The sequence below is a fragment of the Cyclobacterium roseum genome, from assembly GCF_010119225.1.
In the GTDB taxonomy this organism is placed as follows: Bacteria; Bacteroidota; Bacteroidia; order Cytophagales; family Cyclobacteriaceae; genus Cyclobacterium; species Cyclobacterium roseum.
The window spans coordinates 18,273-42,132 of sequence record NZ_WNKF01000027.1; the positions used below are offsets into that span (position 1 = coordinate 18,273).

General features: G+C 46.1%; 20 protein-coding genes. 10 read left to right on the plus strand and 10 right to left on the minus strand.

What is annotated here, in order from left to right; translation table 11 throughout:
- Nucleotides 1-556 precede the first annotated feature (556 nt).
- Nucleotides 557-982, plus strand: a complete 426-nt coding sequence (locus tag GJQ68_RS22410) for a DoxX family protein (protein WP_202927999.1) — start codon at nt 557-559, stop codon at nt 980-982.
- Between the two features lie 9 nt (nt 983-991).
- On the opposite strand, the gene GJQ68_RS22415 is transcribed toward GJQ68_RS22410, so the two are convergent.
- The 6 genes from GJQ68_RS22415 to GJQ68_RS22440 form a co-directional block, all read right to left on the minus strand.
- Complete coding sequence (locus tag GJQ68_RS22415) at nt 992-2,068, minus strand: DUF6340 family protein (RefSeq protein ID WP_235941853.1); 1,077 nt, start codon at nt 2,066-2,068, stop codon at nt 992-994.
- A 121-nt stretch (nt 2,069-2,189) separates the two neighbouring features.
- Nucleotides 2,190-3,848 (minus strand): SusD/RagB family nutrient-binding outer membrane lipoprotein, encoded by a 1,659-nt coding sequence (locus GJQ68_RS22420; RefSeq protein ID WP_162419502.1) that lies wholly within the window; start codon nt 3,846-3,848, stop codon nt 2,190-2,192.
- A 35-nt stretch (nt 3,849-3,883) separates the two neighbouring features.
- Nucleotides 3,884-7,315 (minus strand): SusC/RagA family TonB-linked outer membrane protein, encoded by a 3,432-nt coding sequence (locus tag GJQ68_RS22425; protein ID WP_162419503.1) that lies wholly within the window; start codon nt 7,313-7,315, stop codon nt 3,884-3,886.
- Between the two features lie 231 nt (nt 7,316-7,546).
- Entirely contained in the window at nt 7,547-8,566 is a 1,020-nt protein-coding gene (locus GJQ68_RS22430) for a DUF4421 domain-containing protein (RefSeq protein WP_162419504.1), read from the minus strand.
- A 678-nt stretch (nt 8,567-9,244) separates the two neighbouring features.
- A complete protein-coding gene (locus GJQ68_RS22435) occupies nt 9,245-9,955 on the minus strand; it encodes a glycosyltransferase (protein ID WP_162419505.1) in 711 nt (236 codons plus the stop codon).
- 50 nt (nt 9,956-10,005) lie between these two features.
- Nucleotides 10,006-11,211, minus strand: a complete 1,206-nt coding sequence (locus tag GJQ68_RS22440) for a pyridoxal phosphate-dependent aminotransferase (RefSeq protein WP_162419506.1) — start codon at nt 11,209-11,211, stop codon at nt 10,006-10,008.
- A 246-nt stretch (nt 11,212-11,457) separates the two neighbouring features.
- On the opposite strand from GJQ68_RS22440, the gene GJQ68_RS22445 reads away from it, so the two are divergent.
- Entirely contained in the window at nt 11,458-12,312 is an 855-nt protein-coding gene (locus GJQ68_RS22445) for a toxin-antitoxin system YwqK family antitoxin (protein WP_162419507.1), read from the plus strand.
- On the opposite strand, the gene GJQ68_RS22450 is transcribed toward GJQ68_RS22445, so the two are convergent.
- Nucleotides 12,309-12,665 carry a YraN family protein gene (locus GJQ68_RS22450; protein WP_162419508.1) on the minus strand — a complete coding sequence of 119 codons (357 nt, stop codon included), beginning with the start codon at nt 12,663-12,665 and terminating at the stop codon, nt 12,309-12,311. The genes GJQ68_RS22445 and GJQ68_RS22450 overlap by 4 nt on opposite strands.
- Nucleotides 12,666-12,706: 41 nt before the next feature.
- On the opposite strand from GJQ68_RS22450, the gene lipB reads away from it, so the two are divergent.
- The 6 genes from lipB to GJQ68_RS22480 are packed head-to-tail and all read left to right on the plus strand — an operon-like array spanning nt 12,707 to nt 18,417.
- Nucleotides 12,707-13,432: a lipoyl(octanoyl) transferase LipB gene (gene lipB, locus GJQ68_RS22455; protein ID WP_162419509.1), complete on the plus strand. Its 726-nt coding sequence runs from the start codon at nt 12,707-12,709 to the stop codon at nt 13,430-13,432.
- On the plus strand, nt 13,429-13,824 hold the full coding sequence (locus GJQ68_RS22460) for a hypothetical protein (RefSeq protein ID WP_162419510.1): 396 nt from the start codon (nt 13,429-13,431) through the stop codon (nt 13,822-13,824). The genes lipB and GJQ68_RS22460 overlap by 4 nt, the downstream gene beginning before the upstream one ends.
- A 5-nt stretch (nt 13,825-13,829) precedes the next feature.
- The gene (locus tag GJQ68_RS22465; RefSeq protein ID WP_162419511.1) at nt 13,830-14,585 is read left to right on the plus strand and encodes a 3'-5' exonuclease; all 756 of its coding nucleotides are present in this window, start codon (nt 13,830-13,832) and stop codon (nt 14,583-14,585) included.
- Between the two features lie 43 nt (nt 14,586-14,628).
- Complete coding sequence (gene rnr / locus GJQ68_RS22470; RefSeq protein WP_162419512.1) at nt 14,629-16,806, plus strand: ribonuclease R; 2,178 nt, start codon at nt 14,629-14,631, stop codon at nt 16,804-16,806.
- Nucleotides 16,796-17,782, plus strand: a complete 987-nt coding sequence (locus tag GJQ68_RS22475) for a polyprenyl synthetase family protein (RefSeq protein WP_162419513.1) — start codon at nt 16,796-16,798, stop codon at nt 17,780-17,782. Before rnr ends, GJQ68_RS22475 begins: the two co-directional genes overlap by 11 nt.
- A gap of 5 nt (nt 17,783-17,787) precedes the next feature.
- Nucleotides 17,788-18,417, plus strand: a complete 630-nt coding sequence (locus tag GJQ68_RS22480) for a rhomboid family intramembrane serine protease (RefSeq protein WP_162419514.1) — start codon at nt 17,788-17,790, stop codon at nt 18,415-18,417.
- Between the two features lie 21 nt (nt 18,418-18,438).
- Here GJQ68_RS22480 and GJQ68_RS22485 read toward each other — a convergent pair whose 3' ends face one another.
- From GJQ68_RS22485 to rplU, 3 genes are all read right to left on the minus strand, one after another.
- Nucleotides 18,439-18,747 (minus strand): HPF/RaiA family ribosome-associated protein, encoded by a 309-nt coding sequence (locus tag GJQ68_RS22485; protein ID WP_162419515.1) that lies wholly within the window; start codon nt 18,745-18,747, stop codon nt 18,439-18,441.
- Nucleotides 18,748-18,889: 142 nt separating this feature from the next.
- Nucleotides 18,890-19,150, minus strand: coding sequence for a 50S ribosomal protein L27 (rpmA, locus tag GJQ68_RS22490; RefSeq protein WP_162343306.1), 261 nt, complete (start codon nt 19,148-19,150; stop codon nt 18,890-18,892).
- Nucleotides 19,151-19,184: 34 nt separating this feature from the next.
- The gene (gene rplU, locus GJQ68_RS22495) at nt 19,185-19,496 is read right to left on the minus strand and encodes a 50S ribosomal protein L21 (RefSeq protein WP_162343347.1); all 312 of its coding nucleotides are present in this window, start codon (nt 19,494-19,496) and stop codon (nt 19,185-19,187) included.
- A 574-nt stretch (nt 19,497-20,070) separates the two neighbouring features.
- Between rplU and GJQ68_RS22500 the strand changes: the two genes are divergently transcribed.
- Nucleotides 20,071-21,054: a ribonucleotide-diphosphate reductase subunit beta gene (locus tag GJQ68_RS22500; RefSeq protein WP_162419516.1), complete on the plus strand. Its 984-nt coding sequence runs from the start codon at nt 20,071-20,073 to the stop codon at nt 21,052-21,054.
- 31 nt (nt 21,055-21,085) lie between these two features.
- Nucleotides 21,086-23,479 carry a ribonucleoside-diphosphate reductase subunit alpha gene (locus GJQ68_RS22505; protein ID WP_162419517.1) on the plus strand — a complete coding sequence of 798 codons (2,394 nt, stop codon included), beginning with the start codon at nt 21,086-21,088 and terminating at the stop codon, nt 23,477-23,479.
- Nucleotides 23,480-23,860 lie beyond the last annotated feature (381 nt).

Here is a 23,860-nt window from a genome sequence, read left to right on the forward strand (position 1 = left end):
CAGAGAGTTTCTTTCTTCGTTACTTTTTGCTGCAGTGCCTGTCCCGTGGAGCCAAGCGAATCGGGATCAAAAAGTAACCAAAAACCCCGCCGCTGTGCATATTTTGGCTAAAATCTGAACGCCACCCGCGCATAGGCAAACTCCTCAGGTTTTGGTGGAAATACTGGCTTTAAAAAGGCACTGACAGACCAAAACCTTCGTCAGACAGGCCTCTGCCTTTACCTGCCCTCCGTCCAGATTTCTAAACGCCAAAATCTGCAAGGCGGAAATGAGAACCTTTCGCTAAATTTAAAGAGGCTATATGAGTTAAGGCACTATGATCGTCTTTACCAGTATCCAACTATTGCGTAGGCAGATGGATTGAGTAATGAAGGCTAATAAAAGCTAGCATGGCTTAGGCATATAACCACTAAAAACAATTATAAACAGATGAAATCGAGCCTGCCTAAGACAGACAGGCATGACGCAAGGGACCCAGGGAGGGATGTTGATAGAAAATGCGAGATTCTCCCGATTAAGGATAGAGACAGGCATTTAAAAAGTAAATTATAATCCTATGAAATCATTTCTTTCCCCCACCAATGAAAAATCCACCCTGCTGATCCGAATGATGGTTGGTGTGGTATTCTTTTCCGAAGGATGGCAAAAATTTCTTTTTCCTGCCCTTCGCGGAGCCGGTCGGTTTGAAAAAATCGGACTTCCTAATCCGGAATTCCTCGGTTACTTTGTAGGAGGTATGGAAATTCTTTGTGGGCTGTTTATTTTGGTAGGTTTGCTTACACGCCTTGCTGCTATTCCTACTTTGATAATCATGATCGTTGCCATTGCCAGTACCAAAACCCAGGTTTACGCTGAAGGGGGATTTTGGCCTGCGATGCACGGAAGCCGAACAGACTGGGCGATGCTCCTGGGTAGTTTGTTTTTAATCCTGAAGGGTAGCGGCAGATGGGCATTAGACCAAGTGCTTTTTTCCCGAAAGTAGCCTAGCCTTCTATTCTGTTGCAGGTGAGGCTAATTGCTGGCGCAGTTGGTCTTCTTCCATCATCCGCTGATCCAGCTCCCGGGCATAGCTGCGTCCGCCTTTGAAGGCAAATTGGGTATAGGCCTTTCCTGCCCATTCCTTAGCCAGCGGCAAATCCCCTAAAACCTCATAGGCCAACGCCAGGTTATAGCATATTTTCCCATGTGTTTTGGCATCGGATGGTTGTGAAAGGCCGTCTTTCCAGGCCAAGATCGCCTCTTCCCACTGATCTATCTCTGCATACCGGGCTCCTACTTCCAACGCCGGATTGTCTTTGGATTTGCCATAATACGAACGGTTGATGGCCACATACATGGGTGCGACCCTCCGGGCATAGGCCGCTCCTGCCAACTGTCCCACGTAGCGGGTGGCCTGCACTTTATCGATCAGCAGGGCCAGTGCCTGGGTTTTGGACTCTGCCTCGGCTGACCATGTATTGGTTTTTGAAAAGTCTGCCTGATCTACGAGCGTACCCGAGGCAGGGTCATACAGGCGAAAGCCCACTTGCACGGATGCTAGTCCTTCTGCCAGAATTCCCGGTACTTCAATGGTACGTTCCTCATTCCCGGAACCAACTTGTTTTTTCAGGTTTACTTTTTTTTCCGTCACCACAAAATCCGAATCGAATTTCTCCAGCGTTAGCACCCCATCCGCCTGGTATTTGTCGCATAAATAGTCAATTTGATCCCATGACAGTGGTTCCGGAAAAACCTGCCCGAAAAGCCCCCCTTTCAGTCTTTCGCCTGCACGGATGATTTCATAGCGGGGAGATGTAGCCAGTTCCTGCTGAATGGTAGCCATGGTCGCGTCTATGGCATTACGAATTTCAAAAGGAGCCTCCCCGGTCAGGATTCCTTCAATAATGGCAACTCCCTGACTTTCCGGAACCGTTCGGTCCACCAGCAGCAAACGCTGAACATGGTTAGGAACCGGGATCTCCGCTGGCATCAAGCGTGTAAGGGAAACGTTTTTGGTACAGGATACCAGTAGAAAAAAGAGGATAAAAAAAACCGAATTGCCTGAAATCCATTTTGTTGAAGCTTCCATAGATCATTTTAAAATTTCGTCAAATTTACGGAATCAATGGTGCTAACGTTCAAAAATAATCGAAAAAAATACGGGACCATCCCGAAATCGAAATGGCCCCGTAACCGTGTGTTATTGTAAATTACCAGGGCTTTCCGGTTCCCTGAATCACCCAGGGCTTGGACCAGGCACTGTTTTGACCATCTACTTCTGAAAAGCTGGTTGCCTCCAGCCTGGAAATGGCCTCTTCTGTCTCGGCGGAATTCAGGTTCCGCTCCTGGATCATATAATAGAATCGTACCGGTATGGCCGATCGGATGGCAAAGGGACCCGCTTCCAGTTCCGGGAATCCGGTCCGACGGTAGTCAAACCAGGATTCGGCGGCGGCTGTCCAGGAAGCAATCCATTTTTGCTCCATAAGCTGGGCGAGCGATCCTTCAAATTGAACTTCATCCTCTTGCAGGTAACTTTCTACCTGATCTGACAGCCCCCAGGTGGCAAAAGAAGCCTGGATCGCAGCGTTGTAGTAATTTTCTGGGGTGTCTCCTACGTTCCATCCGTTCAAAGCGGCCTCCGCCAAAATAAAATTCACTTCCGAGGCAGAAATAATCCGCGCCCGCAATAGGGGACCGGTTGCGTCACGATACCTGTCATTCAGCCAGGAAACATGGGGATTGAAAGCGGCTTGATTGGCATCCGGGCTGAGGTTGTACACTTGCGGACCGGGGATGCCCGGAGGAATGCCCACGTAGTCGGGATTCTGGTTGATGTCTTCCAGCGCTACATTTCGTTCTTCCAGCACATCCGGAGAGAGCAAGCGTCTGCCATTTTCAATTTGATCCGTTCCGGAAGGAAGCGTTTCATCCACCACCAGCGGTATTTGAACCGGATTTGCCCAAACGGATAGCCTGGGATCGCTTTTCGAGCGCATGGCCTCCACAAGGGTGCGGCACATTTTTATTCGGCGATAACTGCTGGCATCTGCATCGTAACGGGTAGTATTCGGCCAGGAAGTGTCTTCACTGATACCAGCAAAACCCATACTGGCATCATCCGCCGGGTTTAGAATCAGGGGGTTGCCCTCTGGATTGGAAAGGATCTCCTCTATTCCCTGCTGCGCAAATTCGGGCAGTTTTTCGGATACCCTCATGTAATAGCGCAATCTCAGCGAATTGGCCATCATTCTCCATTTTGCCGGATCTCCGTTAAAATATACATCCGCGCCCTCAATGCTGCTGTTATAGGCACCGGCTGGCTGAGAAAGGAGCTCGTTGGCTGCTTGCAGGTCGGCCAGTACCCCGCGATAGATGTCCTCCTGCGTATCAAATGCCGGAAAGGTAGCTTCCGGTGTGCCTTCTGCTCCTCTCAGCGCCTGCGTGTAGGGAGCATCTCCCCACAAATCGGCTATCAGGCCAAACATCATGGACTTCATGACCAGTGTCACGCCTTGATGCAAGTCCTGATCCAATTCTACAGCTTTATCGTAAACGAATTGATTGTTTCGGAGAATGGCATAATAGCCCGTCCAGCTATTACTACGGTTCCAGTCATACAGGTTATGCGCCCCGGACCATCCGTCTTTTTGGGTATGCTGCATAACCCCCGCAATATCCTGATAACCCAGGTTAACGATGGTTTTGCCCGCTTCCGTCAGAACGGTAGAAAGCACCAGATTCGGATTAGCCGTTTCAGGATTTGCTCCATTGGGATTGATGTTCATTTCCACCAATTCTTCCGTGCAGGAAAAGGTACACAGGCAGGTCAGTACAAATCCGAGAATAAATTTATTATTGATTTTCATAGCCATTTCTTTTTTTTGTGATCACCAAACCCTGATTAAAACGTTGCGTTTACCTTAAAACCGATGGGCATCACCCAGGGCATCACATTCCATCGCTCAATGCCCTGCTTAAACTGGGACCCGGCCTGGACTCCGGAGGAAGGCTGAAAGGCCATTTCAGGATCCACGTTGATTTTAGCCGCTGTCCACAGGATGATATTCCGGCTATAAACCGAGAAGTTCAACTGTTGCATTCGTAATGCCTGGGCAAATTTCTGCGGCGCATCGTATCCAAAGGAAACCTCCCTCAGTTTTACAAAAGAAGCATCGTACAGGAAAGCCCTCGCAAAACTCCAGGCCGTGCTTCCCGCATAGGGAAGGGTAAGGGTACCTCCGTCCTCTCCAATATTCTCTCCCAAATTTTCGGCAAACTCGGTAGGATTCCCATCCTCATCAAAGGCTGTTGCATACACTCCGGGGATAAACACCCCGCCATAAGGCAGCGTGAAAGGTCCGAAGGTGAAAGGATATCCTCCATAATCCGGAGTAGGCCCACCCACAAGGGGGAAATTGTTTCCATTGATAAGGATCATGGATTCCTTATTTTCCAGCAGGTAGTCCTTCAGGGCGGCTCCGGAGCGGTCACCCGGATGGATCAATTTATCCAGAAAAATCTGAGACCTGCCGTGTTCTTCTCCGAAACGGTAGGTTTGAGACACAAAATCGCCTCCATTTCTCCAGTCAAAGGTCAGGTTAAGGTGAAAATTTTTGTAGGACAGGGAGGTTTGCATTCCCAAAATAAAATCAGGATTGAAATTTCCGATTTTATTACGGCTGTTTACCGCGTCCACATCCTGCCATTTTCCGGTCTGATCCAGGATTGGAAACCCAAAATAGGGTGATTCCGGGTCTTCTACGGTCACCACTTTGGCATCGTAAATATCGCCGATTTCTTCTCCCACATAGGTCCAGGCCCCACCTCTGGCATCGGTCCATAAGGTATAATAGGGTAGTTCATCGGCCAGCTCCACTATACGCGTGCGATTCCGGGTAAGATTGAAACTCGTGGTCCAGTTCCAGTTTGGACCCTGTACCAGGTCTGCTCCCAGGGTAAGTTCTATGCCTTTACTACGCAGGAGTCCAGCATTGATATTTTTGGCAGAATAACCGGTAGAGGGCGGAAGTCCGGTCCTGAAAATTTGATTGCGATTTTCTACCATGTAGTAGGTACCGCTAAACCTGATCCGATTGTTGAATAGATGCAGATCCACTCCCCCTTCGTAAGATGTCGCAATTTCGGGCTTCAGCGAGGGGTTTAGCAGCGTCCCAGGAAGAGAAAGCCGGGGCACATTCCCCCAGGCTCCGGCATTGGACAGCGCCGCAATAAGCCGGTAGGGATCTGCGTCGTTTCCAACAGAAGCATAACCGCCTCTTAATTTAACAAGACTAAAGGGCTCAGGGAGGGCCAACATTTCATTGAAAAGCAAGCTAAGCGAAGCAGAGGGGTAAAAATAAGGGGCCGCATCCGGCAAGGTACTGGACCAATCGTTTCTGGCAGTTAAATCCAGGTAAACCATGTCTTTGTACCCCAGATTCGCCAGTCCGTATAAGCTATGGATACCCCGCTCAAACCTGCTATTGGAATACTCAATATTATCGGGTGCAATATTTTGTACGGTGTAGACACCCGGTGTAATCAGACCGGCACCTGCCTTGGAGCCTGCAAAGAAGTTGCTGCCATTTTGGTAGCGGATATTACCTCCTCCGGAAAGTGAAAGGCTAAAATCCCCGGCATCTTTGCTATAGGTAAGCAGAAAATCGGTATTGGATTCAAATCCCTGCAACTCGGTAATACCATAAGCTCCTTCCGGTTCCTGGCTATAGCTTCTGCCAATTTTGCTTTCCCTGGTTTCCCGGTACAAGTCGATGGCATACCGGGCAAAGAAGCTGAAAGAGGGAGAAATCTGCCAGTCGAGCTTCATGTTTCCAAAAACCCGGTCCCGGGTAAAACTATTGTTTACCTCATTGGCCAAAAAGTAGGGGTTGTTGGTGACGCGCACTTCCTGGTCGGCATCCACCGTTTTTTGTTCCAGGCCTTCCTGTCCGGGCATCCAATAGTCCTTCAGGTCCAGTATGTTCACATGCGGAGAGGTTTCGTACACCCATTGAAGCGGGTTGGTACCCCGCTCTCCGGCGGGCCGGTTGTTCGAATTGTTTCGGCTAACATCCAGATTGGTGCTCAGACGCAAGCCCTTACCAAGTTCCATGGTAGAATTGAAGTTCAGGGTATTCCGAAACAGGTCAGCATTGGGGATGATGCCTCTGTTACGCATATTGGAATAAGATACCCGGTAATTCATGGCGCTAGTACTGTTTGCGATGGAGAAGCTATTGGCAGAGGTAATCCCTGTTTGCATAAAATTCTGCACATTGTCCGGATAGGATACCAGGGGAATGGGGACTCGGTTGCCATTTTCATCCATCGGACTGTTCCATTGCACGGCTTCGTACCCCTTATCCAGCGCAGCACCAAAAGCGGCGTTTACATTTTCCTGAACCAGGCTCCCAAAAGGGTTTGATAGCGGCGTTCCACTAATATCCGGCGGGATGGCCGAAAATTGCCCGGAACCAAAATCACTGTGCCACTTCAGGAATTTAAATGGCACATCGAAAACAGTATTGGAGGTCACATTTATTGTCAACCGGTCTACATCTCCCCGCTTGGTAGTGATGAGCACCACGCCGTTACCTGCTCTGGAGCCGTATAATGCTGCCGCACTCGGTCCTTTCAAAATGGAAATATCGGCAATATCATCAGGGTTTAGGCCTGAAATAGCATTTCCGTAATCCACTCTATTTTCCGTACCCACGGAAGAGACGTTATTCAGGGTATTGGCAATGGGAACCCCGTCTACAACAAAAAGAGGCTGGTTATCCGAGCTCAGAGAGGTCGCACCACGTATGACCATGCTTACGGATGAACCCGTGGCGCCCGTGGAGCTGATGGTAGCTCCGGCTACTTTTCCAGCCATGGCATTTAGAAAACTTTCCTGCGCTACGCGGGTCATTTCTTCCCCTGCCACGCGTTCGATCGAATAGCCCAACGAAATTTCCTCCCTTCGAATACCCAGTGCCGTTACGACTACTTCTCCCAAGGCCGCCGCATCGGGTTTCATTTGCACATTGATTTCCGATCGGTTCCCTACCGTTTCCTCGACCGGCTCGTAACCGATGTAGGAAAAGACAAGTACTGCATTTGCTCCGGGAACCTCGAGGGAATAAGCTCCATTGACATCCGTGGCGGTGCCTTTCTGACTGCCTTGGATCAGGACATTTACCCCCGGAATCCCCAACCCATCTTCTGAAGAGATGACGGTCCCGCTTACCTGCCGGCTTTGTGCCAGCACTTCAAAATTGAAGGTTCCAGATAGGAACCATAACAGGAGCAGCCCCATGCTAAACCTGTTTGGATGTAACTGTTTTACCATAAACGTAGCCTTATCGTTTTTAACCTGATTTCTTATAGTACTCTAAGAATCAAAAACATACAGCTTGAATGAGTCTATTTTATGGCAAATAGCAGAATAATCCAACATTAATACATACGCTTTTCGTTAAGATTACATATCTATTATGTTAATAAATTAATAAGCATAGCCTTTTTGGAAGGAATTAATAAAAATCGGAATCTTAAGCGTGTAGGTAAAAACACAGCCTTCTTACTTGCCCGAGAGCTTGTTAAGGGTTCGGTCTATCCATACTAGCTTTTTCGATAGCTTTGGGCCGGGGGCAAAGCGATAAACGAGGTTAAATCGGTAATTTCCGGTACCCGTATTCACCCGATAGCCCGCAACGGGAGCCAGGTTTACCTGATTGTAAACGTAATTAATATTGACCGACCAGCGTTCTGAATTATAACCGGTAAATCCGCGCAAGAAATAATTTGGTCGTACGGCCCAATTCAGGTCCTCATTTCCATCTGCAAAGTGCAGGGAGGTACGTCCTAAAGAAAGCCCTGAGGCAGCCGAAAGGGTAATGAAAAAATGTTTTTTAAGCACCAATGAATACGCGTAGCCGATATTAGGTCCCCATTCCATGTATTTAACCTGCCTAAGATCGGCCTCACGGCCCAAGGTTGTCGGGAGAATTCCTTTCTGATTGCGAATTTGACCACCGTATAGTTCCATCCCAGCCAAAAATGACCCGGCAGATCGTTGCTGCCATTCATTTTGTAAGAAGGCGGCCCGGTAGGAAAATTTATCTCCGTTGAATAAGTATTGTACAGAAGCCCCCACCTTTCGTAGCTTCATGTCAGGAAAGCTCCTGGACTGCCCATCAAGGAGCTGCCCATCGCTCCGCTGCAAGTAATAACCGTTGTAAAACTGGCCGAATAAATCAATGACCCAGTTTTTAGGATAGGCATGAACTTGCAGGTCCAGGTAATTCGTTTCCCCCCTCCCTCTTTCAGGATTGATAAAACCAAAGCCATAAGCCAGATTTAAGGTCAGGTTCTGATAAGTAACGCCCAGACCCATATTCAAGGTGGAGTTGGGCATGTAGAGGAGTTTATACCCTTCTTTTTCCAATCCCAACCCGGTATATTTTCGGGAAAAGTAATACCTCCCGGTGAGTTTTGTAGGATAGGCCTGGTAATAGGAGCTGTCTTGTTCTGCTTCCTGAGCGGGAGAATGTGTATTAAACAGAATCCATGCACTTAGTACGAACAAGCAATGCTTCATGGCAGTAAATTAAAACCAATATAGGGAAGGAACAAGTAGCTGCAATAAGGAACGCGTTTCAAATAAGGAAAAAGGAGGTCAGTAAAAATAATTTCGAAATAACCTCCTCTTTAAGTATGAGAAAAAGATAAGTACAAAAAGTTGCTTAATCACCCGAGACAAAGGTAAGGAAATTAATCCTAATAAAGCAATCAATTCCTCTTAGTAGGTTTCGATAAAATAAAGAAATAATTACAATGAAGCCCTTCTAGAATATCCATTTTTTATAAAAACTTCCTAACCTTTCTCAGAAATTATATGTAATAGTACGGGGCAATCTACAGGAAAACAGAATCCCTGAAAAGGCGTAACCCAGCCTAATTTAATTATTTAAATTATCTTTTGGTTTTATTTTATTAGAACCCTTCATTTATTCCCGCTAATCTAGGATATTCCTTAGCGGGAATACCTCTCTGCGTAATCTCCTTCTTATGTCTGTCAAAATTAACGGGTATGCCGAAAAAAAATTTAATATTAAAATAATCCAATTAAAAAAAGTTAAATAATACGGTTGGCCGGCACTTTGCGTCGTTGCTCAACCTAAAATAAATGGCGAACGCCTGGAAAGGGAAAAACCATAAGCCCCCTCAATGCCGATCCTTTCGGAAGGCAGTTTCTAAAATTCAATAGCGTATCCCCTTAAATTTTATCTTTTCCGGAAAACCACTTTTTGAAGTAGTAATATAAGGGATTAGAATATTTCAGGTGCTTCCAGGGTCGGCTGCCATGTGGCTTGTGCCAAACAGGAAGGTCCATCAGGATGTAATTATCAAAGCCCATTTCCTGGGCCTTGTGGCTAATATGGGTATCGTACCAATCTTTTTCGAGATCCAGATTGGCGAAATCATATCGTTTCAAAAATTCAATACTTAGCAAGGTACAGCAAAAGCTAAGACTACGGTTGGTCTCAATAGCACCCTTCCTCTTTTCATTTTTAAATTTAAGGTACGGAAAATTTACCCTCCCCTGCTCATCTTGGGTAATGGCACCCACCAAACCCGCGTTGGGAGTATTATGAGCAAAAGAAAGAAGCCGTTCAATGGTGTCTGGCTGTACCGTTACATCCGATTCAATGATGATCAGCGGCACGTTGGCTTCCAGTGCTTCCTTCTGGGACATCCACAGCACCTTATCATAATTCGGAGAAGGATGATCGGTCAGCTCTTCCAGGTGGATCAATTTAAAATCCATCTCCTCGCTCGCTGCCTGCAGTGCCGATTTGGTGTCGTCAGAGGAAAAATCATTAAATACCCAGTAGGCAAAACGGCCCGTAGATTGCTTCACCGCCCGGATGGTATCAAGGGAAGCCTCCACGGCATCTTTTACGGGTGTGACTACGAGTGCTTTCATCTGTCCGAAAACATAAAACAGCCCCGGATGGTATCTCCGGGGCCAAATGATTATTTCAATTTAGCCAATGATTCCTTGATCCGTTTCAAGGCTTCCTTAAGCTCGCTTTCCGAAGCAGCGTAAGAAAGTCTGACGGAATTGGGAGCACCAAAAGCCGCCCCCGTCACCAGGGAAACGTGCGCTTCGTTAAGTAAATACAAACAAAAGTCATCCGCACTTTCGATCGTTTTATTTTCCGGAGTGGATTTGCCAAAAAAGGCAGAAATATCCGGAAAGAAATAAAAGGCTCCCTCAGGGACATGTGTTTTGATACCCGGAATATCCCGCAGCAACGCCAACACCAGATCCCTTCTTTTCAGATAGGCGGCTGCCATCTCTTCGGTGGGTCCCTGATCGCCTACCAGACCTGCCAAAGCTGCCCGTTGGGCGATGCCCGTGCCGCCGGAAGTAAACTGGCCCTGAATTTTCTCACAGGCTTTGGCGATGGCCAAAGGCGCACAAATGTACCCTACCCGCCATCCAGTCATGGCATAGCCCTTGGAAAAACCATTAACCGTAATGGTTCTGTCAAACATTCCGGGAAAAGACCCGATGCTGGCATGCTGACCGGTAAAATTAATCAATTCATATATCTCATCGGCAATCACTACCAGGTCTTCTTTCGATTTCACCACCTCTGCGATGGCTTCCAATTCTGTTTTACTGAAAACAGAGCCGGATGGGTTGCAGGGAGAAGAATAAATCACTGCCTTGGTTTTGTCGGTAATGGCCTCCTTCAACTGGGCAGCCGTGGCTTTGAAGTTATTTTCCAAATTCCCTTCAATCAACACCGGCACGCCTCCGGCCAATTTGATGATTTCAGAATAGGAAACCCAATAAGGCGCAAAAATCACTACCTCGTCCCCTTCATTGATCAGGCACATAAAAATATTGGCAATGGAATGCTTGGCACCTGTAGAGACCACGATATTCTCAGCTTTCGCCTCCCCAATATGGTTTTGTTCACGGAGTTTTTTGGCAATAGCCTCCCGAAGATCCTGGTATCCAGCCACTGGCGGGTACGAAAAATACTTCCCCTCATCAATGGCCTCCTTGGCGGCTTCCTGTATGTGTTTTGGGGTTTTGAAATCTGGCTCTCCCAGGCTAAGTCCAATGATATCAATGCCTTGATTTTTTAGCTCCCTGGCCGTTTTTGCCATAGCCAGCGTGGCTGACTCTTCCATGTTGTTGATGCGATCGGATAGGATGGATTTCATTTAGGGTATGTTTATTTATGTATGATTATCAGTATTATATCTATGCGTTTGAAGGGAAATAGTACCTGCAATCGTATGATCCTTTCGGTACATTTTTTAATTTTGCAAAAATAAGGATAAAGCCAACGATTCCTAAATCTTTTACCAGTTTTGACTGCTCGGGTCGCAGGGCTTGTTCCTGATTTCTATTAAGGAGGTTGCTAGCCTTCCAAAATAAAGCAAAGATCTTAACGTTATCTACTTGATATGAAAAGGCATTTTTACCTGCTTGGACTACTTATCCTTACCGGCTTTACACAGGGGTATGGTCAGGAAAACGCTCCGGTTCAGGATCCGGATTCCTCTGGTGTGGACAATAGCCGTTTGCTGCCAACCTCCACGCCCGTGCTGCTTTTCTCATCCGTAGAGGATGAGAAAAAAGAGGATAAAAAAAGCAAAAAGAAAAAACGTAAAAAAAATGTTTATTTCGGAGAAAAAACGAAAAAAACGCTGATTAAGACGAGTTTTAGGGATCAGGTAACCTATCAGGTTTTTCATTTTACCCAAAGCCACCGCCAACCCGATCCCTATATCCGTGATATTTATTGGTACGATTCCAGAAACAAGGCCATCAAGAACTCGGGCTATCAAGCTTCTAAAGGCTACCTGCTCCATGGGCCATACGAAAAGCGAATCGGTGAAAATGTGGTCGAGTCCGGCATGTATTATTTCGGGACCAAACACGGCAGGTGGATGTCCTATGATGGTAAAAACATCCTGCAGGACAAACGACATTACGCAGAAGGCTGGCCCAAAGATTCCAGAATCACCTATTACAACCGGGGAGAACGGAAAATTGAGAAACTAACTCCTATCGAATACGAATTGGAAGAGGGGAATTTCTATCATTTTTTTCCAAACGGGCAGGTGGCTGTGACGGGTGAGTACCAGTTTGGGGAAAAGGTTGGGTTATGGACGGAATATTGGCCTGGCAAAGATGAAAAACGGGTAAGAAAACGCGAAATCCAATACCAGGCCGAAGCCTTTACCAATAACTTTACGCCTTTTATCCGCGCAGAATGGGATCAGGAAGGGAATCTCATTTACCGGACAACGAATTAGTAAAAAGCATCTTCAAAGTGTTTAAAGGCGATATTGCCGTGGCGGTCACGGTACACGCCCACAATATCAAAACGAATATCCTGATGCCAGTCTATTTTATGGATAAAATAATCGGCTGCCCGGATGATCAATTGTCGTTTTCTATAATCCACAAATTCCTCGGCATAGCCATAGCCGGTTCCGCTACGAAATTTAACTTCTACGAAGACCAATAGGCCCTGATAGGTCATGATCAGGTCAATTTCGGCATGCTTGTAACGGAAGTTTTCTTCCACCAGCGCATAGCCCTTTCCTTCAAGCCAGGTTTTGGCGAGCTGTTCCGCCTCTCTTCCCTTGTCATTGTGTTCGGCCATTCTGTGATATTGACTATATTTGAAAAAACGATGGGATAAACGTGAATGAATTTATAAATAAAAAAGTTATTTTTCAGGATCTGGGCAGAAAAGATTACCGGGAAACCTGGGATTATCAGGAGCAATTGTTTGCCGATATCGTGGCGATTAAGGTCCAAAATAGGCAGCAGGAACCTGCAACGCAGCAAATCACCAAAAATTACCTGCTCTTCGTCGAGCACCCGCATGTATATACCCTGGGTAAAAGCGGCAAAGCTGAAAACCTACTCCTGGATGCCGAGGGCTTAAAAAAATACGGAGCCAGCTATTACCCCATCAATCGCGGCGGCGATATTACCTACCACGGCCCCGGACAACTGGTAGGCTACCCTATTTTGGATCTGGACAATTTCTTTACCGACATTCACCGGTACCTGCGGTATTTGGAAGAAGCCGTCATCGCCACACTGGGGGATTACGGAATAGACGCGGGGAGAATTGACGGGCTTACGGGTGTCTGGCTGGACCATGTCCACCAAAAAAATCCGCGTAAAATTTGCGCACTGGGAGTAAAATCCAGCCGTTGGGTGACCATGCATGGCTTTGCCTTTAATGTCAATGCCGACCTGAGTTATTTTGAGCACATCGTCCCCTGCGGCATCCGGGACAAGGCCGTCACCTCCATGCATGTGGAACTGGGCCGACCCATAGACGAGTGGGAGGTAAAAGAGCGCTTAAAAGGACATTTGGCCCGGCTTTTCGAAATGGAACTCGAGGATTTGATATGAAGAAGGATATTGAATTTCACCCGGTCACAGGAGTCAAGTTGGCCATTGCCAGGGAAAAGGATGCCGATGGATGGTCCGCCTACCTTATCAATAATAACCTGATCGAGCTGACCACCATGCTGATTACCTCCCGGGCCTATGGAAAAATGGAGGGTAAGGAAAAAAAATCCTCCGTTTTAAGGCACATGATAGAACGGCTGGAACCCACTAGTTTTGCCCGGATTGAAGGGATTGACCCCGATCTTTTTGCGCTGACAAACGAATTTTGGATAAGTTATTATATTGTGGATCAGATTTTTGACAAAAAGTTTATCTTTGTAGCAGGCAGTATACAGGAAAATCACATGAGTTATATTCCTGAACTTGATTTGCACGGCATTGTACATACTTAACCCATATGGCTGATTTTTTTGAACACCTAAACGATATTCTGTTTTTGGATCTGGAAACCATTTCGGGAGCCAAAAGCCTGGAGGAACTTCCTCCCCGAATGCAGGAGGAGTGGAAGAAAAAGGCCCGGTTTATCCCCGGGCAGGAGGAAAAAGAGCCGGGGGATTTGTATTTCGAAAAAGCGGGTATCTATGCCGAATTTGGTCAAATTATATGTATTGGCGTGGGCTATTTCACCTATCGCAAAGAGGAGGACCTGCTTCAGTACCGTACCAAATCTTTTGCTGCTGAAACAGAACATGAAATGCTTTGGGCATTCCGGGAGCTTCTTTGCAAAAGGGACTGGACCCTTTGTGCGCATAATGGCAAAGAATTTGATATCCCTTATTTGTGCAGGCGCATGCTGATCAACCAATTGCCCTTGCCGGAGGTGCTGCAACTTGCTGGTAAACGCCCCTGGGAAATCCGCCACCTGGACACTTTGGAGCTGTGGAAGTTTGGAGACTACAAGCATTACACGCGCCTGGATCTGCTTGCAGCACTGTTTGACATCCCCAGTTCCAAGGACGGCATCGATGGTAGTGGTGTCAATGCCGCCTACTATGCCGACAATGACCTACCCGCTATCCGCCACTATTGCCTTCGGGATGTAGCGGTTACGGCACGAATCTACCTGGCCTATCAGGGGCTTCCGGGGAATTTGGAATTTGAAACCATCAATCTGGATCTGGAGGAACCACCGGAAACACAAAGCCCGGAATAGTTTAAAATAAATATCCGTACCTTTAATGCATTAAATTACTTTTATGGGAAGAAATTCAGGAAGAAAAAAATCAGGTTTCAAAAATAAGAAGGAAAATCCTACCGGATTGCCAAAGGTAAAACACCAACTAACGCAATTTTTAGATAGCCATTTCGGGGAAGAATTTGCCGTAAAACAATTGATTAAAAAATTGTCGCTGCGGGATGCTACCGCCAAAAAATCATTGGACGAAGCCTTACAGGAATTGGTGGCCTCCGGAAGCATATCCAAAAGCCCCCGAAACCTCTATTCTTCAGCGGCCGATCCCGAATTCATCATTGGTGAAGTAGATTTTGTCAATGCGCGCTTTGCTTTCATCATTCCGGAGGATCAGGAAAAAAAAGAAAATGACATCCTGGTAAAGGAGGCAGACCTCAAAACCGCCTTGGATGGAGACAAAGTACGTGTGATGATTTTGCCCCATAAGGGCCGTGGTAATAAGCGAGAAGGAAAAGTGCTGGAAATCACGGAACGGAATCGGGATGAATTTGTCGGCAGGGTGGAAATTTCGCCACGGTTTGCGTTCGTGGTCCCGGATTTCAAAAAGATGCATCAGGATATTTTTGTAAAAAAATCAGACCTGATCGGCGCTCAACATAATCAGAAGGTGGTCGTCAAACTGACCGATTGGAAGGAAGGAGACAAAAGCCCTACCGGCAAAATTATTCGCGTACTGGGAGAAGCCGGTGACCACGAGGTGGAAATTCATTCCATTATGGCAGAATTCGGACTTCCTTTTGAATACCCGGAGGAGTCCATTGCGGAAGCCGATGCGATACCAGACAGTATTCCCTCCCGGGAACTGGAAAAAAGAAGGGATTTCAGGGCGGTTGATACCTTTACCATCGACCCGGCCGATGCCAAAGATTTTGACGATGCGATATCCTTTCGCTATCTGAAAAACGGAAACATGGAAATCGGCGTGCACATCGCTGATGTCAGCCACTATGTCACGCCCAAATCCATCATGGAAAAAGAGGCCTACGACCGGGCCACCTCCGTGTACCTGGTGGACCGGACCATTCCCATGCTGCCCGAGCGGCTAAGCAATGGCCTCTGTTCCCTGCGACCTAATGAGGATAAACTCACCTTTTCCTGTGTCTTTGAAATAGACAATGAAGCCCAGGTGAAGGATTTTTGGATCGGGCGCACCGTTATTCATTCCGACCGTAGGTTTAGCTATGAAGAAGCCCAGGAAAACATGGATCAGGGCAAGGGAGAATTTGCCGATGAACTGATCAAGATCAACACCCTCGCCAAAAAGCTCCGGCAAGAAAGATTTCGGAAAGGAGCCATTAACTTTGAAACGGTAGAAGTTAAGTTCAAGCTGGACGAAAAAGGCACTCCCGTCGGCCTACTGATCAAGGAGCGAAAAGACGTACACAAGCTGATCGAAGAGTTTATGTTGCTGGCAAACAAAACCGTGGCAGAATTCATTTATGATAAAAACAAAGGGAAAAGCACCTTTGTTTATCGGATTCATGATTACCCTGACCTGGAGAAACTCAACACCTTTGCTAATTTTGCGAGAAAATTCGGTCATGACCTAAAAATCAGTGATGAAAAAAAAGTAGCCAACAGCCTGAACAAGCTGATGGATGAAATCGTTGGTAAGCCTGAACAAAATGTATTGGAACAATTAGCTATCCGAAGCATGGCCAAGGCTAAATACACCACCGAACCGAAACTCCATTTTGGACTTGCTTTCCCCCATTACACGCATTTCACCTCCCCGATCCGGCGGTATCCGGATTTGATGGTACACCGCCTCTTGCAACATTACCTGGACGGGGGAAAACCACCGGAAAACCAGGCATGGGAAGAAAAATGCCTGCATGCTTCGGAACGAGAAAAACGGGCTTCCGATGCAGAAAGGGCCAGCATAAAGTACAAACAAGTGGAATACATGAAACTGGCAGAGGTAAAGGATTACGAGGGGATCGTCACCGGGATCACCGAATGGGGCGTTTACGTGGAAATCACCGAAACCAAATGCGAAGGAATGGTTCGCGTGCAGGACATGACAGACGACTATTATGATTTTGATGAAAAGAACATGCGTCTGATTGGGTCCAAAAACAAAAAAATCATTACGCTGGGAGACAAGGTCATGGTTCGTGTTACCCGAACCGACATTGACCGCAGAACCATAGACCTGGAATTTGTCAACGATGATAAATGAAAAACAACTAGGGGAAATCAAAGACTCCCTGGAAGCGCATATACTACAACTCGAATTAAAGGGCCAGCCACCGGAATTATACGATCCCATTGACTATTTAATGCGTCTGGGAGGCAAACGAATTCGACCGTTGCTGGCCTTGCTATCCTATGGATTGTATAAAGAGGATTACCAACGCATCCTAACCCCGGCATCCGCCATTGAAGTGTTCCATAACTTCACCCTGATGCACGACGACATCATGGACAAGGCTCCCCTGCGTAGAGGCATGGCTACGGTCCATGAGAAGTGGAATGCCAATACGGCCATCTTATCAGGGGATGTCATGCTGGTCAAAGCCTACGAATTATTGATGGATGTTTCGCCGGAGCACCTGCGCCAAAGCCTGGCACTTTTCAGCAAGACCGCAGCAGAGGTGTGTGAAGGGCAGCAACTGGACATGAATTTTGAACGTGTGGCACAGGTCTCGGAATCGGACTACCTGGATATGATCCGGTTGAAAACGGCGGTATTAATAGGATTTTCCCTACAATTAGGAGCCTTGCTGGCAGGTGCCCGTAAAGAAGATGTGCAGCATCTATATGATTTTGGTGTCAACATAGGCCTGGGGTTTCAATTAAAAGATGACCTGCTGGATGTATATGCCGATCAGGAAAAATTTGGAAAGCAGGTAGGAGGAGACATATTGGCCAATAAAAAAACGTACCTGCTCATCAAGGCCCAGGAGCTGGCCCGGGGTGAGGATAAAATAGAATTGGAGAAATGGCTACAGGCGACCGCTCCGGACCCGGACGAAAAGGTCCGTGCAGTGACGGCCCTCTATGACCGGCTGAAGATTCGGGAGCACACGCTGGGTATAACGACTGATTTTTTTGAAAAGGGGTTTAGCCAACTCAGCATCCTAAAAGTACAAAGGCCCGAGGGACTGCAAGTTCTTTGGAACCTTACACGTAACCTGGCTAACCGCGAAAAATAAAACCCATGGAGCTATCGCTAACGATCATTGTCATCGCCATCACTTGTCTGGTATCCTACTATGGCTGGAATAACCCTGGTTTTTTGCAAAACCAGCTATTTACTCCTTATCTGATACAGCGGAATAAATCCTACCAGCGGTTTATAACTTCCGGCTTTGTCCACAAAGACGGCACCCATCTGCTTTTCAACATGTTTACCTTTTATTTTTTTGGAAATGTGGTAGAGCAATACCTGATGTATAAATTTGGACAAGGTATGGGAGCCCTGGCATTTATCGGGTTTTACCTGCTGGCCATTGTCGTGGCGGATATCCCTACCTATCTTAAAGAAAAAGATAACCCCTCCTATCACGCCCTGGGGGCCTCGGGAGGAACTTCTGCTACCGTTTTTGCTAGTATTGTGCTAATGCCTCTATCTGACATTTGTATTTTTGGTATTTTCTGTCTTCCCGGGTTTATACTGGGGCTTTTGTTTTTAGGATATGCCTTTTACAAGGGAAAAATGGGCGACGATGCGATCAATCACGATGCCCACTTCTATGGGGCAGTATTTGGGATTGCCGTCATTGTATTGATCTCTCCTCAAAATGCCTTGTATTTTTGGGAAGAAATAAAAAGCTTCCGTTTGTTCTAACGGAAGCTTTTTGGAAAGGGATTATTTGTTCTTCTTTAATTGCCGGACCAATTTATCCACTACGTCTTTCAATAAAGGAATCCAATGGTCTCCCTTATCTTCGGCGAATACATCCGGGCCAGGTATCCCTACCCGCATGCCTACCACATGCTTTGCCGTACCTCCATGTCCTTCGGTTTTGAAGTAAATGTCCACTGCATTGATATCCGGTGTGAATTTGGATAACTTGTCTATGGACGAGCGGATTTCCTCCTGCACCGAGCCATTGATGTCTAGATTTACCGACTGCACGTCGATCTTTATTCCTCTGTAATTTTCAGTGTAATTCATGACAAAAACAAAATTTGAAACCGGTGGATTACCGGAAATAATATGAATGGTTTATTGGTGGTATATGCCTTTTACCAAGGACCTATACACAAAAAAAGGCCCCTAGCAGAGGCCTTACGTAATTTACTCCTCAAAAGGAATTTTATGCTTCACTGGGAAGTACATTCACGTAGGATCTTCCGTCGTGTTTCTTGGCAAAAGCCACTGTACCGGGAGTCAGCGCAAACAAGGTATGATCTTTTCCCAAACCTACGTTCAATCCGGGATGATGCTTTGTTCCTCTTTGCCTAACAATGATGTTGCCAGCTATAACTGACTCTCCACCAAATTTTTTCACTCCAAGCCGCTTGCTTTCTGATTCTCTTCCGTTTTTGGAACTACCTACACCTTTCTTATGTGCCATAATTTTATTTGTTTAGAGTTTCCTGTTCGGATACTTAAAGTACGATATCTTCGATTACGATTTTTGTATACTGCTGACGGTGGCCGTTTTTCTTCTTGTAGCCTTTTCTCCGCTTTTTCTTGAAAACAATCACTTTGTCTCCCTTTACGTGATCGAGGATTTTCCCCGATACCTTGGCACCTTCCAACAGGGGTGCGCCTACCGATACCGTACCGTTGTCATCTGCCAACAGCACCTGATCGAATTCTACGGAAGCGTCAACTTCACCTTGCATTTTGGGTGCAAAGATCTGCTGCTCTTTTGTTACTTTGAACTGCTTACCGGAAATGTTAACTATTGCGTACATAATAATTTGATAGATTACAATTATCAAAATTGAGGTGCAAATATAAGAAAAAATCACAGATTCGTAAAATAATAACGAAATATTAATTACCAAAGCGCTGGCTTCTGACAGTAAGATGCCTGGAAAATAAAGAAAGCTGCATTTTTAGCGGTATGTATTTCGTATTTTATTTTACAAAATTCACAGTAATCGCTTATCTGTCTGTTTTTCAACAAGTAATCAAGCTAAGAGCGGGCTAAATTAAAAAATAAATTGACCATTGGTCAAAAAAAGAGTCGTTTTCGGGCTTTTTCAATTTGATTAAAATAATTTGAAAAAAGTTGGACCAACGATTCAGGTCATTTTAGATTAAAGTTTTGATTTATTTTAACCTAATTATTTATCTGTATATTAGTGCATTATGTGTATTTGACCATTAGTCAATATTTAGGACTTTGGCACTGTTTTGGGCTTTACTTTTTGAATTTTCTTGCCCATATTTGTTAAGGTGTTGTTACGAAAACGAACCATACCAAGTTAAAACGAACAAAAGGCACCTTAGCCATCTATTTAATTTAATAAACCAATTGGAGTAATGAAGTCAGAACCAATATTAGAACAAGGAGATAACAGCCGTTTTGTCTTATTCCCCATTCAGCACGATGACATTTGGGAATACTACAAAAAAGCCGAGGCTAGTTTTTGGACCGCGGAAGAGATCGATCTGGGTCAGGATTTCAATGACTGGAAAAATCTAAGTGATAACGAAAGACACTTCATATCTCACGTTCTGGCCTTCTTTGCGGCTAGTGACGGAATTGTAAACGAAAATCTTGCTGAACATTTTGTGTCCGAGGTGCAGTACACCGAGGCCAAGTTTTTTTATGGTTTCCAAATAGCCATGGAAAACATACACAGCGAAACATACAGCTTACTTATTGACACCTACATCAAAAGCCCAGATGAACGGGATCGCTTATTTAATGCTATCGAGCACCTGGATTGCGTCAAAAAGAAGGCGGAGTGGGCTTTGAGATGGATTGATCAGGGAGACTTTCACGAGCGGTTGATTGCCTTCGCTGCCGTAGAAGGTATTTTCTTCTCCGGTTCCTTCTGTTCTATTTTCTGGCTAAAGAAAAGAGGGCTGATGCCAGGGCTGACGTTTTCAAACGAACTGATATCACGGGATGAGGGATTGCATTGTGATTTTGCCTGTCACCTGTACACGAAGCACGTGGTTAACCGGTTACCTGAAGAAACCATCATCGGTATCATCAAGGATGCGGTGGAAATTGAAAAAGAATTCGTGACCGATGCATTACCGGTGAGGCTTATCGGAATGAATGCGGAACTAATGTGTCAGTATATAGAGTTTGTAGCCGACAGGCTGCTACAGGAATTGGACTGTCCCAAAGTTTGGAACAGTACCAATCCATTTGATTTCATGGACATGATATCCCTGCAAGGAAAAACCAATTTCTTTGAGAAGCGGGTTGGGGATTATCAAAAAGCAGGCGTAATGAAAAACAAAGACGTCGCCAACGGTTCAGGGAAATTTTCCGTAGAAGAGGATTTTTGATACTTTTTAACCATTTTAATAACCAATCAGTATGTTAGTAATCAAAAGAGACGGCAGAAGAGAGTCCGTCAGATTCGACAAAATCACTACCCGCATAGAAAATCTATGCTATGGCCTGGATGCCCGATACATTCAGCCCATAGAGGTCGCCAAAAAAGTGATCGACGGGCTGTATGACGGGGTGACCACCACCGAACTGGATAACCTGGCCGCAGAGGTCTGTGCATCCCTTACCGTAAAGCACCCGGAATACGCAGTCCTGGCTGCCAGAATTGCTATTTCCAATCTGCACAAAACCACCAGTCAGTCCTTTTCCAATACCATGAAAAGGTTGTATACCTACATCAATCCCAAAACGGATGAGAATGCAGCCCTGGTTGCTCCTGATGTGTATGGTATTGTGAAAAAACATGCCGCCAAGCTGGATGAAGTCATCGATTACAATCGCGATTTTGATTATGACTTTTTCGGGTTCAAGACACTGGAAAGAAGTTACCTGATCAAACTCGACGGTAAAGTAGTGGAGCGCCCGCAGCACATGCTGATGCGCGTTTCCATTGGCATTCACAAGGAAGACATCGATGCGGCCATCGAAACCTACCACTTGCTTTCGCAGAAATGGTTTACCCATGCCACTCCTACGCTTTTCAATGCCGGTACACCAAAGCCTCAGTTGTCTTCCTGCTTTCTGTTAACCATGAAAGACGACAGCATCGATGGCATCTATGATACCCTGAAGCAGTGTGCAAAAATATCACAATCTGCCGGAGGCATTGGCCTCTCCATTCATAATGTACGAGCCAAAGGTTCCTACATTCGCGGTACCAACGGGGTATCCAATGGAATTGTCCCCATGTTGCGGAATTTTGACATGACCGCCCGTTATGTGGATCAGGGCGGTGGTAAGCGAAAAGGCAGCTTTGCCATTTACCTGGAACCCTGGCATGCGGATATCAAGGATTTTCTGGACCTGAAGAAAAATCACGGCAAGGAAGAACTTCGTGCACGGGATCTATTCTATGCAGTTTGGATTTCCGACCTCTTTATGAAAAGAGTCGAAGCCAACGAAAACTGGTCCTTGTTTTGTCCGCATGAGGCACCCGGTCTGGCGGATTGCCACGGAGAAGAGTTTGAAAGACTTTATGAAAAATACGAGAAAGAAGGCAGGGCACGGGAGATCATCAAAGCTCAGGAACTCTGGTTTGAAATCCTCGAATCCCAAATAGAAACCGGTACTCCCTACATCTTGTATAAGGACGCAGCCAATGGAAAATCTAACCAGAAAAACCTGGGGACGATCAAATCTTCCAATCTGTGTACCGAAATCATGGAATACACCTCTCCGGATGAAGTAGCCGTTTGTAACCTGGCATCCATTGCCCTGCCCAAATTTGTCGCTACCGCAAAAGATGGAAAAAGGCATTTTGACCATCAAAAACTCTATGAAGTGACCAAGGTAGTGACCCGAAACCTAAACAAGGTGATCGATGTCAACTACTATCCGGTACCCGAAGCCCGAAAATCTAATTTCAGACACCGTCCGGTCGGTTTGGGGATACAGGGGCTGGCAGATGCCTTTATCCTGTTGCGCATGCCGTTCGATTCAGAAGAAGCCAAAGGCCTGAACGAAGCGATTTTCGAAACCATCTATTTTGCCGCCATGGAGACCTCTATGGAATTGGCAAAACTCCATGGAACCTACGAAACCTATGAAGGATCTCCGGTATCTCAGGGCTTGTTTCAGTTTGACCTTTGGGGAGTGACTCCGAAATCGGGCCGCTGGAACTGGACTGAGTTAAAGCAAAAAGTAAATAAATATGGGGTTCGCAATTCGCTGTTGGTGGCTCCCATGCCTACTGCCTCCACTTCTCAGATATTGGGTAACAACGAGTGCTTTGAACCGTACACTTCCAATATTTACACCCGCAGGACCCTTTCCGGAGAGTTTGTGGTGGTGAACAAGCACCTGATGAGGGATCTGATCCGTCTGGGCCTTTGGAACGATAATATGAAAAACAAGTTGATCGGTGCCAATGGTTCTGTGCAGAACATCCCTGAAATCCCTCAGAATCTCAAAGACCTGTACAAAACCGTATGGGAGATTTCTCAAAAGGTAATCATCGATATGGCTGCCGACCGGGGTGCTTATGTGTGTCAATCCCAGAGCATGAACCTCTTCCTGCAGGAGCCCAACTTTGGAAAATTGACTTCCATGCATTTTTACGCCTGGAAAAAAGGATTGAAAACAGGCATTTATTACTTGCGTTCCAAAGCCGCCAGCAGTGCCATCCAATTTACCGTGGATAAATCGCAACTGGACAAAAAGCACGATCCAGCAGCAGCACCTGATGACAAAAAACAGCAGCAGGATGCCATCGCCTGCTCGCTTGACAATCCGGATGACTGTGAAATGTGCGGGAGTTAAACAGGATGGCTTTTTAGTAAAAAGCAAAAGCGGCTGTTCTCAGTGAACAGCCGCTTTTTTTTGTCTAGTAACCTGAGGTCGATTTTAGGCGGCGCTTAGTTGATTTAATTCTTTATTACCGGGTAGCTATCTCAGCCCGTTGAAATGGCTCCAATTCAGCTTTAGGCAGGCATTTTAGCAATTCCCTCCGCCGCGGAGGGCAACGCCTGTCCCGACCAGAGTCGGGAGGGGATTTTAACGAGAACTTTAATTTTTAAGCCATAAAAACCTCTAAAAACTTGTACCGCAAACACTATTTTTAATTTCCCGAACGATTTTCGTCCTTTAAATCCCCCTTACCCCCTTGGCAAGGGGGATTTGGATACGGATGGATTAACGGTC

Coding starts and splice junctions, on each gene's coding strand:
- GJQ68_RS22410 (WP_202927999.1), top strand. CDS start 557: ATGAAATCATTTCTTTCCCCCACCAATGAAAAATCCACCCTGCTGATC.
- GJQ68_RS22415 (WP_235941853.1), bottom strand. CDS start 2,068: ATGGAAGCTTCAACAAAATGGATTTCAGGCAATTCGGTTTTTTTTATC.
- GJQ68_RS22420 (WP_162419502.1), bottom strand. CDS start 3,848: ATGAAAATCAATAATAAATTTATTCTCGGATTTGTACTGACCTGCCTG.
- GJQ68_RS22425 (WP_162419503.1), bottom strand. CDS start 7,315: ATGGTAAAACAGTTACATCCAAACAGGTTTAGCATGGGGCTGCTCCTG.
- GJQ68_RS22430 (WP_162419504.1), bottom strand. CDS start 8,566: ATGAAGCATTGCTTGTTCGTACTAAGTGCATGGATTCTGTTTAATACA.
- GJQ68_RS22435 (WP_162419505.1), bottom strand. CDS start 9,955: ATGAAAGCACTCGTAGTCACACCCGTAAAAGATGCCGTGGAGGCTTCC.
- GJQ68_RS22440 (WP_162419506.1), bottom strand. CDS start 11,211: ATGAAATCCATCCTATCCGATCGCATCAACAACATGGAAGAGTCAGCC.
- GJQ68_RS22445 (WP_162419507.1), top strand. CDS start 11,458: ATGAAAAGGCATTTTTACCTGCTTGGACTACTTATCCTTACCGGCTTT.
- GJQ68_RS22450 (WP_162419508.1), bottom strand. CDS start 12,665: ATGGCCGAACACAATGACAAGGGAAGAGAGGCGGAACAGCTCGCCAAA.
- GJQ68_RS22460 (WP_162419510.1), top strand. CDS start 13,429: ATGAAGAAGGATATTGAATTTCACCCGGTCACAGGAGTCAAGTTGGCC.
- GJQ68_RS22465 (WP_162419511.1), top strand. CDS start 13,830: ATGGCTGATTTTTTTGAACACCTAAACGATATTCTGTTTTTGGATCTG.
- rnr (WP_162419512.1), top strand. CDS start 14,629: ATGGGAAGAAATTCAGGAAGAAAAAAATCAGGTTTCAAAAATAAGAAG.
- GJQ68_RS22475 (WP_162419513.1), top strand. CDS start 16,796: ATGATAAATGAAAAACAACTAGGGGAAATCAAAGACTCCCTGGAAGCG.
- GJQ68_RS22480 (WP_162419514.1), top strand. CDS start 17,788: ATGGAGCTATCGCTAACGATCATTGTCATCGCCATCACTTGTCTGGTA.
- GJQ68_RS22485 (WP_162419515.1), bottom strand. CDS start 18,747: ATGAATTACACTGAAAATTACAGAGGAATAAAGATCGACGTGCAGTCG.
- rpmA (WP_162343306.1), bottom strand. CDS start 19,150: ATGGCACATAAGAAAGGTGTAGGTAGTTCCAAAAACGGAAGAGAATCA.
- rplU (WP_162343347.1), bottom strand. CDS start 19,496: ATGTACGCAATAGTTAACATTTCCGGTAAGCAGTTCAAAGTAACAAAA.
- GJQ68_RS22500 (WP_162419516.1), top strand. CDS start 20,071: ATGAAGTCAGAACCAATATTAGAACAAGGAGATAACAGCCGTTTTGTC.
- GJQ68_RS22505 (WP_162419517.1), top strand. CDS start 21,086: ATGTTAGTAATCAAAAGAGACGGCAGAAGAGAGTCCGTCAGATTCGAC.